The 14,519-nt window shown below is 26.1% G+C and carries 13 protein-coding genes; all 13 read right to left on the reverse strand.

Features of this window, described 5'->3' with window-relative positions; all coding sequences use genetic code 11:
- Nucleotides 1–137 precede the first annotated feature (137 nt).
- Entirely contained in the window at nt 138–320 is a 183-nt protein-coding gene (locus GBZ86_RS02435) for a hypothetical protein (RefSeq protein ID WP_152887410.1), read from the reverse strand.
- Between the two features lie 41 nt (nt 321–361).
- The gene (locus GBZ86_RS02440; RefSeq protein WP_152887412.1) at nt 362–1,579 is read right to left on the reverse strand and encodes a nucleotidyltransferase domain-containing protein; all 1,218 of its coding nucleotides are present in this window, start codon (nt 1,577–1,579) and stop codon (nt 362–364) included.
- Between the two features lie 376 nt (nt 1,580–1,955).
- Entirely contained in the window at nt 1,956–2,870 is a 915-nt protein-coding gene (locus GBZ86_RS02445; protein ID WP_152887414.1) for a polysaccharide deacetylase family protein, read from the reverse strand.
- 262 nt (nt 2,871–3,132) lie between these two features.
- On the reverse strand, nt 3,133–3,624 hold the full coding sequence (locus GBZ86_RS02450) for a signal peptidase I (protein WP_152887416.1): 492 nt from the start codon (nt 3,622–3,624) through the stop codon (nt 3,133–3,135).
- A 2-nt stretch (nt 3,625–3,626) separates the two neighbouring features.
- On the reverse strand, nt 3,627–4,331 hold the full coding sequence (locus GBZ86_RS02455) for a TasA family protein (protein WP_152887418.1): 705 nt from the start codon (nt 4,329–4,331) through the stop codon (nt 3,627–3,629).
- A complete protein-coding gene (locus tag GBZ86_RS02460) occupies nt 4,303–5,883 on the reverse strand; it encodes an immunoglobulin-like domain-containing protein (RefSeq protein ID WP_170272133.1) in 1,581 nt (526 codons plus the stop codon). The genes GBZ86_RS02455 and GBZ86_RS02460 overlap by 29 nt, the downstream gene beginning before the upstream one ends.
- A 57-nt stretch (nt 5,884–5,940) precedes the next feature.
- Nucleotides 5,941–6,645 (reverse strand): BsaA family SipW-dependent biofilm matrix protein, encoded by a 705-nt coding sequence (locus GBZ86_RS02465; RefSeq protein WP_152887422.1) that lies wholly within the window; start codon nt 6,643–6,645, stop codon nt 5,941–5,943.
- Nucleotides 6,646–6,769: 124 nt separating this feature from the next.
- Complete coding sequence (locus GBZ86_RS02470; protein WP_152887424.1) at nt 6,770–9,130, reverse strand: putative mucin/carbohydrate-binding domain-containing protein; 2,361 nt, start codon at nt 9,128–9,130, stop codon at nt 6,770–6,772.
- Nucleotides 9,131–9,171: 41 nt separating this feature from the next.
- Entirely contained in the window at nt 9,172–9,849 is a 678-nt protein-coding gene (locus GBZ86_RS02475; RefSeq protein WP_152887426.1) for a helix-turn-helix domain-containing protein, read from the reverse strand.
- A gap of 230 nt (nt 9,850–10,079) precedes the next feature.
- Nucleotides 10,080–10,703, reverse strand: coding sequence for a hypothetical protein (locus tag GBZ86_RS02480; protein WP_152887427.1), 624 nt, complete (start codon nt 10,701–10,703; stop codon nt 10,080–10,082).
- Between the two features lie 32 nt (nt 10,704–10,735).
- Nucleotides 10,736–10,900, reverse strand: coding sequence for a hypothetical protein (locus tag GBZ86_RS16935; RefSeq protein WP_170272134.1), 165 nt, complete (start codon nt 10,898–10,900; stop codon nt 10,736–10,738).
- 244 nt (nt 10,901–11,144) lie between these two features.
- Nucleotides 11,145–12,227, reverse strand: coding sequence for an acyltransferase family protein (locus tag GBZ86_RS02485; RefSeq protein ID WP_152887429.1), 1,083 nt, complete (start codon nt 12,225–12,227; stop codon nt 11,145–11,147).
- 136 nt (nt 12,228–12,363) lie between these two features.
- Entirely contained in the window at nt 12,364–14,427 is a 2,064-nt protein-coding gene (locus GBZ86_RS02490; protein ID WP_170272135.1) for a right-handed parallel beta-helix repeat-containing protein, read from the reverse strand.
- Nucleotides 14,428–14,519 lie beyond the last annotated feature (92 nt).

Raw genomic sequence — 14,519 nt, forward strand, 5'->3', positions numbered from 1 at the left:
AATAATTATTTTCTAACCAATATTAAATTTTCTCAAATTACAAAAATTTAAACTATAAAATTTAGAGAATAAGCCTAAAAAAACTTATTCTCTATTAATTAATTTTTTATCTTTATACTAAAGTAATATTATTTACCTTAAACAAGACCATGTTGCTTTAAATAAGTTTTATGATTTGGATTATTACTACTACATTTACTATCACTATTTGAACTTCCACTTGAGCTATCATCTGATCCATAAAACCCTAATCCAGCATTTTTAGTGTATTTAACATTTAAATTAGTTAATGTTGGTTCTAACCACTTCTTTCTTACCATTTAATTCTCCCCCTTAAGTAAATTTTGCTAGTATATATAAATTATAATTCTAACCTTTTTATTAATTTATTTCTTTTAGTTGAGCTTTTCACTGAAGATTTAGCAAAATTAATCTTATCCTTCATACTATATTTAGTATTTAAAGCTCCATTCACTAAGTGATGCCCCCATGCAACAGGTGATAAAACTTTATTTTTCTTTGCATAATCATATCTATTATCCATTTCATCAATAGGTGGAAACAAAAGACTTAAAAATCTTTTATATACACTATCTAAAGTATCATTACCCTCTTCTGCAAAGTTACAAGCTAACTGATTAGCAAACATTTTTGATAAATCTTTTCTTCCAAAAACACCACTTTCAAATATGTCTTTAGTTAATTCATCTACTACAATTTTATCAATACCTATACTAGAAACTTCCTTTGGTATCTTAGTACCAAATAGTTTGTTACATACCCCAAATATAGCCCCAGTAAATTTAGAAACTCCACACTCTTCAATTCCTTCTTTAAAGTATGACCAGTTAATATTCTTCTCTTCTTTATCTAATAATAAAACTAAGTCACATAACTGTCGTATTCCAAACCCACTACCTACAATATGAGTTGCCATATGTATAAATAAATGAATAGCTAAATCTTCTAACCCTAAAGACAGTGCTGTACTTTCTGAAACCTTAACTTCTACTGCATTGTTCCATAAATTTTTCTCAAAATTTTCCACATTACCTCTAAAAAATACTTCATTTACTAAAGTCCAATGTACCTCTATAGTTTTAAAATTATTATGTTTATAAACCACATGAGATGAATTTCTACTGTCCTCTCTATATCCTAATTCTATAAGTATATCGTTTACCCTATTTAAATTATGTTCATGAACTAATATATCTGCATCTCCCATAGTCCTTAAATCTGGATTAGCATATAGTTCTCTAACTACTAACCCCTTTAAAACAATAACAGGTATGCTATGTTCTTTAAATATACTTAAAACTTCTCCAGTTCTAATAATATGATTTTTTTGATTTATAGCAGTTAATATGGTGTGCTTTTTTAACTCATCTAAAAGTTCACTAGGACACTTATCCATAATTTTATTTTTCTTTATTGATTGATATATAAACTCTTCTATTTTATGAGATTCAGCTTCCTTTATAATTTCTTCAAAACTCATTGGTGAATTATACTCTATTAATTCTTGCTTCAAATAAGAATTCAATAGTTCTATTAATTGATTCTGATAATTCTTCATTAATTTTCCCCTTACACAAAACTACCCTTTTTACTAAATTTTATCATATTTTGAAATATTATTAAACAATATTAATATTCCATATTTTTTATAAAAAATATAATGTTATATAAAATTATTATAATAAAATTTAATATTCAAATATAACAGTCCTATTTAATATATAGGCTTGCTGTAATATTTTTACATACTACTTAAGTAAAAATATTTGCATAATAATGAATAAATTAATTAAATTTAGATAATAATATTATTGCCAAGTAAAACATTAGCCTAGAAATAGGTTAATACCATAATCTTTTAAAGTAAAATAGGGAGTATATGATTTTAAATCATATACTCCCACCTAATGTTATAACTAAAAATTATTTTTAAATTATGTCATTATCTTAAATGCATAACCATTATCTTTATAATATTTTATAATCTCTGGTAAAGCTTCAACTGTTTTACCTTTTCCATAAGCATCATGCATTAATATTACAATTTTATTTTTATTTTTTGAAGTTTTCTTTGCATAATTAATTAATTCATCCACACTATATGGCTTACCTTCTGCATCTCCATTTAAAGCATTCCAATCAATACTTACAATGCTGTCTTTTTCTAATCTCTTATTAAATTTACCTAACATAGGATCTTTATAGTAAACTCTACTATTATATCCACCTGGAAGCCTTAAAACTCTAGTATTAAAATCCTTACCTAGAATTTCTTTCATTAAATCATTAGTTTTATTAAACTCACTCATAAAATAATCTACATCTATTTTATTATTAGGATATAATTTCTTTAAACTATGAGTATAAGAATGATTGGCAATAGCATGCCCTTCACTTATAGTTCTTTTTAATCTGTTTTGGGCTGCTTCTCCTTCTGCTAATCTTTCTCCTAGTACAAAAAAAGTAGCCTTAACATTTTCTTTTTTTAATATATCTAATACTTTATCTGTATTAGTACTTGGGCCATCATCAAAGGTTAAAAATACATATTTTTCTCTATCCTTAGTTTCGCCATTTAACATTTTACTAACATCATTAACATTTACAGCATATTTTTCACTAGCATAAATAATATTTTTACCTGGTACAATAGCATTATCATTATGCTTTTGAACAATATTCTTTCCCTTATCTACTACATTATTTTTTAAATCATTTAATTTTTGCTTAGAACAACCAAGACCTACTCCCACAGTAGAAAATATAATTATAGCTGCTAAACCCTTAGCCAAAAACTTTTTTCTGTTAGTAGAAAATTTATCTTCTTTTTCATCTAGATCTTTACTCATTAGTATTCCTCCTAACTTCCTTTTTCATTAGGACTTATCTTCCGTTTAATAATATCCATTATATTCTTTTATAAGTATAAAATGCCTGTACACTTTAATTTATAAATAAAAACTTCTTATAATATAAATTATAGGCTTCTTAAAATTTATATTCCATAGAAGATTACTTACAATTAATCCTTTTATAGTATCCTTACCACTTTTCTTCACATTTACTCAAAATTTTTATAAAAAGTTAAAAAGGGCAAAAAAATAGAAGCCTTTAGCTTCTAAATTTTAAAAACAATATATATAAAAAATAAATAAATATAAATCCTAAAACTAATAATAATATATTCTCTTTAAGAAGTAGTAAAACCCCTCCTAAATTAGGAATATGATAAACAACTACTCCTAAAACTCTATTAAACTCCACTGGATGTAAATCTAATACTTCATTTGCATCACCTTTAGTTATATATTCATTATTTTCATTTATACAAAATACCCTATGGGTAACTAAAGCATTACTATTTTTTGCTTTGTAAGTAATAACATCACCAACACTAATGTTATTTTTATCAACAGACTTTACAATAATGAAGCTTTCCTTAGGTATGTTAGGTTCCATACTGCCAGTTAAAACATTTAAAAATTTATATGCTCCTATTTTATTTACTTTAAAATTAAAATTAGAAGCTATTAAAAGTAATAAAGCTATTGTAACTACAGTTATAATAATATACTTAATTATAAGAAATATCTTTTTACCCATTATCAATGAATTTTTCCTTTATGATTTTTATATGTATTAACTAAATTTTCTATCATAGCTTCTATAGTAGCATCCTTTGTAATATCCCAGTTTTCTTTGCATGCCTCCATATTAACCTGCAAAGTTTCAGAAACTATCATTACATCAAAATTTTTATTAGCATAAGATATTTGATCATTTATATTTGTGTTTAATTGTATAGAATCTAGCAATTGATTGCTATAACAAACAGGTATTTTTGAATTATCTATTTTATTATTTTCTGCATGAGCCTGTGAACCCTCATGGGCTGATAGCACTTTTTTATAATAATAATATCCATCATTACCTTTTTGCCAATTAGTATCCACGTCTGAAACAAAATTTAAAATAACATCATTGTTCTTAATTTCAGTTCCACTTCCATCTTTCTTTTTCCAAATAGGAGTAATCTTAACTCTTAATAAGGCATCTGATTTTCCCTTATTATGTATCCAAACATCCTTATTTACTATTTCACCTGGCAATATATCCTCAGCTGCACCTTGCTCTTTAAAATTATATAAAATTTCATGTTTAATATCACCTAATGTAAAATTGTTTATCTTTTTTTGAGCATTAACAAACCAGGCATAAGTGCCACCAACTAAGGAAAGAGCAATTATAAATATAATAAATAAAATTATAGGGATTTTTCTTCTATTCACTTCTTTTTGTTCTTCTTCCATTGTTACTTCCTTTCTCTTCTTTATTAAATTTAATTATGAATTTATTAATTCTTCTATCCATACTTCTAAAATAATTTTTATGATTTTCTAAATTCATAATTGGATAAATACCTTCCAAATTTTTAAGTTTCTCTCTTTCCTCCTCAGATATACTATTATCTACTTTAATAATTCTTGAAATTGGAACACTAGCTTTTCCATCATAATGTACGCTATATGCAAGTACATATACTCCTGGAGTATTAACATCTATATATCCAGCTACCTTTATTTTATCTGTACAATCTTCCCCATATTCATTTGTAGCCGAAACTCCTTCTAAAGGATTAAAAATATCTCCTTTATTAATGATATTACTACCAATAAACTCAATATCCAAAGGAACGCCAAGAACTGTATCCTCTACATTAACTCCTATTTCAGTAAGATTAAACTTTAAGTCATTAAGTCTTAAATAATACGGTCTAAGTCCTTCGGTCTCTCCTGTAATTTTTATTTTTTCATCTTCTTTAATAAAAAATTTTATATAATCTCCATCTTCATAAGAATACTTATCTAGTACATTTAGTTTAGAAGAATCGCCTTTGTCATTACCCAATAGGCTTACTGAAACTTTTTTACTTCCCTTTTTATTAAATAAAGAAAGCTTAATATATTCTTTATTTTTCAAAGCTCCACTAAAAAAATTTATATCTTTTCTATCCACAATCCTTATTATTTTATTATCCTTATCAACAGCAAGTTTAAATTCTGGTGTGCTATCCTCTTCTCCATATATATTAAAAAATATTTGTCTACCTATAGGTTTCTCTACAATAACTTTTCGAGTGTGTTCAACCATAATTTTAAGTGAATCTACTACAGAATATTTAATAAGATATTCTCCTGGTTTATTAATATCCACACTTCCCTCAACGGATATACTACTTGTTAAATCACCGTCTATAGGACTAATAGCTTTTACACCATCTAAAGGATTAAAAACTTTTCCTTGCTGAATTTTTATATCATCTAATCCACTAAATATGGGTTTATCTAAGGAATATATCTCTACTGAATCTTCATTAATAATAAATTTTGTTAGACCTAAATTAACAGTATTACCCCTAAAGCCTTTTACATTACCTTCAATCCTAATATTTTTAGGATACCTAGTATCAAATTCAATAATATCTCTATAATTAAAAGATAAATTATTTAATACCCGCACACCCTGTGAACTACCATTTATACCACCTAATAACATCATAGAAAGTTTATTATAATTTGAAGAATCATATAACCTTATCCCTAAAAATTCTTCATCTTTAAAAGCTTTTGGTAAAAAAACACCATCTTTTACATCAATAATTTTTATAACTTTTTCTTCCCTATGAAAATAAAACTTAAATTCTGGTGATCCTGGAACTAATCCATCAACGCAAAAATAAACATTGCCTATAGGTGTAGCCTGTATTTTTGTACTATTCTTTTCATTAGAAAAACATATAAAAAATACTATAAACATTAAAGCAAAAATAAATACTACTACTCTTTTTTTGTTTTTATTCATAAACATCACTTTTTACCTAACGACTTTCTCATTAGAACCTATAAATATTCTATTAGGCTAAGGGTGTATTTTCCCCTTAGAAGTTTTATAACCATCCACAACGCCTTGAAGCATTGCTTCTAAAGTTTTATCTGCTGAAACATTCCATTCACTCTTACAAGCATCCATATTAACCTGAATAGTTTCAGATACCACCATTACATCAAATCTTCTATTGGCATAGGTACTTTGATCTGTTATATTGCCATTTAACGTTATAGAATCCACAAGTTGAGAACTAAAACAAGTAGGAACTGAACTACCATTTACCGTATTTAAAGTTGGATGGGCAACTGTACCATCATGAGCTGGTAAAACCCTTTTGTAGTAATAATATCCATCACTACCTAATTGCCAATTAGTATTTACATCTGAAACAAAATTTAAAATAACATCATTATTAGTAACTGCTGTACTTTGACCACTACTATCAATCCAAAGTGGAGTAACCTTTACTCTTAGTAAAGCATCAGACTTTCCTAGATTATGTATCCAAACATCCTTATTAACCACCTCCCCAGGTAAAATATCCTCCGCAGGACCTTGAGCATTAAAGTTCTCTACAATTTCATGCTTAATTTCACCCAAGGTAAATTTATTACTCTTATTCTGAGCATTAGAAAACCAAGCATACGTGCCACCAACCAAAAGAATAAGACTTACAAAAAATATAACTAATAATAAGGGCACAATATTTTTCCTATGTTCATTTTTCTTCTCCATAAAAATTCTCCTTTCATTTTATAAACTTATTTTATGTAAATTTTATATATTTATTTAAATATATAAAAAACAGCCTATACACTATAGACTGCTTATTTTTTATAAATTTTATTTATTATTTATATTACATAAAAACTTCTTTTCTAAATTTTAATCCACCCTTTGTAAACACAAAATTAATACTGCCTAAATTTATATCTTCAAAGTCCTTTTCAAAATTACTAGGTTTATTCAAAACATTCCCTGTTAATAATAGCTTAGACTTTTCTCCATGGGTAATTACTAAATAATCACCTATATCAAATTTAAATCCATTTAAATCCCTTGCAAACTCATCCCCATTGCCACTCCCTATAACCTTCTTCATAATTTTTAAATTATTAAAAACGTCATATAAAGCTACTTGAAAATAAGTTTTTTCTTTAAATTTATAATTAGCAGTATAACTTGTAGACTTAGCTACCAACTCTTTACTTTCATAATCAACTTGCAAAGTAGCAATTTCAAGATCACCAATGCCTAAAAAAGTAAAGGTAGTATTAGGCACATATTCAATTCCCTCTGATTTTATATAAAATCTACAGCTTGTTAAATCTATTCCTTTAAAGCTATTTGCTGAATCTAAATTTATTCCTATAATACTCCCATTTAAAATACATCTGTCCTGCTCTAAATGTGAAACCTTAAAATAATACCCATAATTAAACTTATATCCATTTATAATGTTAACAAAATTATCTACACTAGACTTAGAAGAAACTTCTCCTTCACATATTAAATTCCCCTCATTATCATATAATTTAAAAGAAAAATATACTTTATCACCTATATAATTTGGTTTTGTTCCCTCTCCTGATTTTACTTTAATAAACTTACTAATAGTATCAAAGGATATAACATTCATATCTATATTTCTTGAACCCTTAAACACTAAACTAACCTGAGATAATAAAACATTACTCTTTACCACCTTAACAGGACTTAAAGTTTTTCCAGTATCTATAGAATTTACTTCTATAATTGAACTTTCATCAATAGTAACAGGTATTGTAAAATAAAACTTGCCCTCTAAATTTGCCTTCTCAGTATAATCTACCCCATCTATATTAATCTTTATAACAGATTCCTTATTGCCTATGCCATAAATATACTTACTACTAAAACCATCTTTCATAACCACAGTTGGTGTAATAGAAACATTCCTAAACTTATTAAAAGATGAACTCTTAGGAATATATATAGCACTAGAAGTACAATTTTCTATTACAAACCCCTTTAAATCCTCACTTAAATCCGTATAACCATAAAGCTCTACATAAGGTATAATATTCACTTTATAAATTTTAGCCACCACATAAACAATATAAGGTACTCCCTTTAACTCAGTAGAATTATGGGTATAATAATTTGTCATAGATTCAATAAATCCTATTCCAAACATATCCTGTAAAGTAAAAAGAAAATACAATCCTTCAGCACTAAAAAACTCCCTTGAAATTTCAACTTCATTAACAAAATAAGTTTCATAAAATTTTAATATATTTTCACTTTCAAAGGTCTTTCTATTACTTTCCCACAGCCAAGTAAGACCTATAGTTTTCTTAGATATATTAATAGCATATAAATTATTCCAAATTTCATCTAAAACCCAAGGCTGATCAAACAAATGACCATACTCATGAAACATTGCCCAAAATGGAGTAACATAAAATGAAGAATTAAGTGGCTTAGTATCTAACATAGTAGAACTAGCAGTTAACAAAGCAGAACAATCATGTCTAGCACTAACCAAAACAAAATTCCTTCTAGGCTTATCTATCCTTTCAATAGCATTCTCCTTTAACCCAGCTAACTTATTAAACTTATTAATGGTTTGTTCATGAAGATCAATAACCTGCCTAAAAACCAAATCCTTTCTAACAAACTTACTCTTAGGAAAATACACCCTAACATTATCACTTATCATAAGCATACCATTGTCACCATTAACAGATATGGCCGCCTTAAACTGATCCTCATCATTAAAAACCTTAGTAGAAATTTTACTCTCTCTAACATCTAAAGTTGGTGTTATAACATACTTACTCTTATCACTAACACTAACCCTAACCTTAAAAGAAAAAGGAACATCCTCCCCTAAAGTATACTTAATATTCCTAACCTCTAAAAACAACTCCCCTTTATCCTTAACAGTAACAGTGGTACTCTCATTTAAAGGAATATTGTTCAAAACCATAAAAACATTATCCACATTATGAACATACAAAGCAGCATAACCCTTCAAGTTATCCCCAAGAACCATAATTTCAACAGTAGTATTGTGCATAACTTCTATACCCAAAGGCTCTAAACTATGAAGAGTAAGATTAAACTTCTTACGCTCCACAAAACTATCTGGAGCAAGACTAGTTTTTCTATAAATATTAACTTCCTCAAAATCAATAGAAGTACTTAAAACTCTAAAGGGAAACCTATTCTCACTCATACAAATCACCCTTACAAATAAATTCTTTAATACATACTATTCTACCTTTTAAAATTATGTTCACTAATAAAACCCTTTGACTGAAAATACAAACCCAAAGCATCCTCCACAATACTACTCATACTCCCACCTAAAACATCCCGAGCCTTCTTTAGCTCATAAACAAGAAACTCACTAATGACAAAATTCCTCTTAACTCTCCTACACACATCATTACCCATAACCTGCTTCTTACTTTCTCCCCTTTCCTCTTCACCTAAATCACAAGAAAACACAATTTCATCACTAATAGGCTTCTTAGCCTGCTCCTCATCAAAAATAAACTCAGTTATAACATCTTCATCACTAGAACCCACAGAACTGTCCTTGCCATTCCTCATAGCATAAGACCTTAACACAGGTATATGACCCTCACCTAAATCGCTAACCACCTTACCATCATCCAAATTAGAAACAACAACCCTTTCTCCCTTACTTATCACCTCTTCACCCTTACTCACTAAAACCTGATGCAAATCACTGCTCTTTCCAATACTATTACTACACTCACAAAGAAACTCTAAAATAGCCCTCTCCTCAAAAATCCAAACTCCCCTATTACCTAAATTTATACCCTCTAAAACACCCTGAACAACTAACTCCAAAATAAAATCCTCTGATACCCTTAATCTGTCCGCTACCTCACTTACTGTATAAAACCTTAAACTCTCAAAAACCATTTCTTCATTCCTCCCACAAAATAACTCTTAGTTCTCTATAAAGGCATTAATTTTTCTCTTCATATATAAAATATTAAAAAAAGTTAATTTTTGTAGTAAAAATTTGAAAGTTTTTATTTTTTGTAGGAATATACAAAAAAAAAGAGCAAGATATATTTCTATACCTTGCACTTCTAAAATAAACAATATAACTTTTCTTAACTTAATGACATTGACTTTATAGTACCCTTTTACTCATTTGCAACCTTATTAAATTCTTCTAACTCTTTGTTTTTTATATAATTCTCATAATTATGAATACATTCATCACATTTTTCTATTTTTTCAATATCTATAAGAGTAGCTAATTTTTTCCCTATTATTTCTAAGTTTTCTTCACTTATTTGTGTTTGTCCTACTTTTTCCATAAGTAAAAATTTATGTATTCTTTTCATATCTGAAATATTTACAACTGCTTCTTTACCTGTAAGAGAACCTATATATTGAAATTGTGGGTTATTTAGATTATTTTTAATAATTTCTATCTTTTTATTATTGCCACTATAAGTGGTTATTGGTAACACATATATAAAAGATGCTATTGAATCTTCACTTTGAATTACAGTAACCATTCTTCTTTTATGTCTTATTATAACATCTACAATTTCAGATTCTTTTCTATTAGTTATTGAATTAAATCTACCTTTAAATGTATTAGCATCTTCTGTTATTTTAATTCCATCATCACCATATGTAGATTTAAATATCCCTAATGGTCTTTCTTCTGTAAATTGAATAGCAGCCCAATATATATGTCCTCTATTTATTTCATTATCTGAAACGCTAATTAATTGAGTTATATTTTTGTTCTCCATTTTGTCCTTAGTCTCTCCCACTTTTCTATAATCTAATTTTCAAGTAATTCCTCAAATTTTAACAACTCTTCCTTAGTCATTTGTTTTAGAGCCTCTTTATACTTATTTACATATTTAATCTCAGAATTATTTTTAGCTACATTTTTTACAAATTTATTATTTTTAAAATCTGCTAAACTAATAATCTTCGCACTCATTTTTTTCATCTCCATATCCTTTATTCATTTTAATTACCTATTATTATAGCACTATAATAATTCCATTTATATATAGAAAAGTTTATTTTTAAAATTTAACATAGTGATTTTTAATAATTATTTTAATGCTATACAAAACGTATTAACATTATACGTATACTCTATATTTTATGTGATTATTCTTTTGATATGGTTCACATATAAAATAGTCAAAAAAGGACACTTCCCAGCATCCTTTAATAAACTAACAACCCAAATTTTCATTATTAACAATAACATTATTCTTATATCTTTTATCTAATAAGTTTATTATTGGCTTATAAATAAAATTCACTAAATAAGATGCTCCTAAACATAAGACAATTAACCATATAAAAATTAAAATACTATACTTAGGTGCATAAACTAATTTTTTAAAATAAATCATATAAAAAAACATATGAGTAAGCCACATATTAGTAGAGTGATCACCTAAATAATTTAATAAACTAACTAACCACTTAGGCTTATCCATTAAATTAAAAATACATATAAAAACTATTCCTGTAAAAACAGCTACAAATAAAGTTTCTACAAATCCATGAGCTATAATCATTAATATTATTAAAGCCATTCCTAAAAGATTTTTATACTTTACATAATTAAATCTATTATATAAATTTGAGTACCATTTCTTATGTGCAAACACAACTCCAACTATAAAAGGGAATTGAGATGTTCCAAATAAAGCAATTTGTTTTATTGACCAATCTAAAATATTATTATCAAATACAAGAACACCTTTTATTCTTTGAATATATGCAACAAAATAAAATAAAAAAGATGCTATTAAAATAAATTTAAAATTGAACTTAATCACTAATTTGTTTAAAAATGGAGATGATAAAACTAAAAAAATATAGGTAGTTAAAAACCACCATGCTCCATTATAAGCTGGAGATAATGCAGTAAAAGTTAATAAAAATGTTTTTAAATCACCTGGAAAATCACTTCCCATTCCCATAATAGGACCTAATATTAAAACAAATAAAACTAGTATTATCCAAAAATTTATATATAGTTTTAACAACCTTTTAATATTGTTCTTAAAATAATTTTCTTTATTATTTTTATAACTTACCAACAACCCATACCCACTACAAAAACAATAAATAGCTACACAACAATCTCCAAATAAAGCTAAATAATAAACTAAAGGAACATTACCTATGATTATTATTGGTTTGTATAAATTTTGAAAATCTTTTGTACAAAATAAATGTAAAAGTAACATAAAAAGTATTGCTACTCCTTTGGTTATTTTCATTTGATTTTTTGTAAATTCCATAATCTTCTCCTCTCATAAAATTATATATTAAACCTTCTAACTATAAAAAAGATGATAGTTTTATTTTTATATTACTATCATCATTAGTTATTTTTTGTTAAATTTAAACGAACACAATATTCTTTATAATATTATGTTAATTTGTAATTTTAAAATATTGATTATTAATATATTTAGGATTTAACATTTGTGCACCATTTACAGAATTATTTCTTTCAGTAAAATTAAAAACTCCTTGTTTAATATCCACTCCATCAAATATAAATTTATAATTATTTTGATTAATCTTATTGTTTTGTATTACAAAATTACCTTTTGGAATGCTATAAGTTGTATCAAACATATTAAAAACTGGTTTATTAATTAAATTTTCAACACTATTATTTTCAAATATTAAATTTTTCATTTTGCCAGCAGAAATATTAATTAATGATTCAGAGCCACTATTCATTAATATTTCATTTGCTTGCATATTTATTATTGTTTCATTTCCCCAAGTACTAGTATAAAATTTACTATTCTCCAATTTACTACTATTAATAGTTAAATTTTTAGTATCTCCATGAGTCATAAAATGTGAATTTTTAATATTACATTCTTTCATTAAATTAGCAGTTTTTAAATAAATATTAGCATTATTAAAATTACAATTATATAAATTAGCATCCATATATGCCCCTTTAACATTTATATTGCAGCCTTTATAATCTCCAGTAATCCATACATAATCTTTAGAATCTTTATGATTTCCATTTATAGTTGAATCCACTATAGTATTATATATTTCACTTGCATATATGCTACTTTCATTAAAAATTTCTTTATGAATCAAAGTATTTGCATCTTTATTTTTGTCATATAATTTAATAATACTCTTATTATATTCATTTCCTGTCGATTCCATATTCGTTGTATTTTCATAAGTTACATAGTTTTTATAAAATTTATTATTTAAAAATTTATAATTAGTAGTTCTTCCCCATGCATAAACCATACTTGTAAAGTCATTACCTTCAAAAACAATATTATCTCCTGCACATACTACTAAATCTTTATCATTATTTTTAAAAGTATTATTTCTAAAAACTATATCTTGCATTAATTCCCAGCCATCTTCAAAATCTACTGCATATCCTGGTGCATTTCCTCCATTTCCTTGAAATAAATTATTTTCTATTATCCATTTTTGTCCACCACAAAAAGCCAACCCTAAACTTCTATTTTCTTTTATAATACAATCTTTTAAAGTAACATTGGTAGGTGGTTTGAAATTAGAAATCCATCCAGCCCAATTTTGAGTGTTATTAGGAATAACATTTTGATTAAAAGTAAAATTAACATATACAGAATTTTTAGGAATAGTTACTTTTCTATATTGTATACATTGCTTAGCTTCTATAAATTTCATATCTTTATCATAAAAATATGCTGTATATTCTTTGCTTTTTAATACAGGATATCCTTGATATCCTAAAGTATATCCTAATTCAAATTCAGTGCCTACTTTACTTATATCATAAGGTGTTTTTGTTCTTATAGTTTGGTTACTTGTTACAAATTCACCTTTATTTAATATATTACCAAATTCTAAATTTTTAGTTGATACTTCATGAAATCTATTTGCATTATTTGCACTCTCTGTACTTATTCCATAACCAGTAACATTAGATACTGTTACATTATCCATTATTAAGTTAAATCCACCTTGAAAAACAACACCACATCCCCATTCATGAGGAGCTGCTATAGTTTTATAATCATGTGTATCTTTATCTCCTCTAACATTCCCATTTGTTAGTCTTAAATTTTCTGCACCATTTCTAAATTGCAAAATCGAATATTTTTCTAACCCATTAGTATTTATTTGTAATGTTGATGAATTCAAATCTATAATCATATTTTGCATATCTAAAATAATAGGATTATTTTCATCTATTAAATAAATACCATTTGGAAATATAACTTTTTCATACTTTTGTTGTTTTGCAAATTGTAATGCCTTATTTATTCCTTTAGATGTTTCTATTGGAGAAGTTCCATCATTTTTAATTCTAAATCGTTCTAATTCTATCGTGTAAATTTTCTCATTTAAATTTTGATTATTTTTTTCAATTGCCTTAACATTTTGACTAAAGAGAATAATAAAAATAAAAGATAAAATAAAAATTATAAAATTTTTATAATTATTATTTTTATACATTGATACCATTCCTTTTCTTTTTTATTTACATATTAAAATACTTTATAGTACTTATATGATATTAAACTCAAAAAAGTTACTTGATTTTGCTT

This window comes from Clostridium tarantellae (assembly GCF_009295725.1).
Classification (GTDB): Bacteria; Bacillota; Clostridia; order Clostridiales; family Clostridiaceae; genus Sarcina; species Sarcina tarantellae.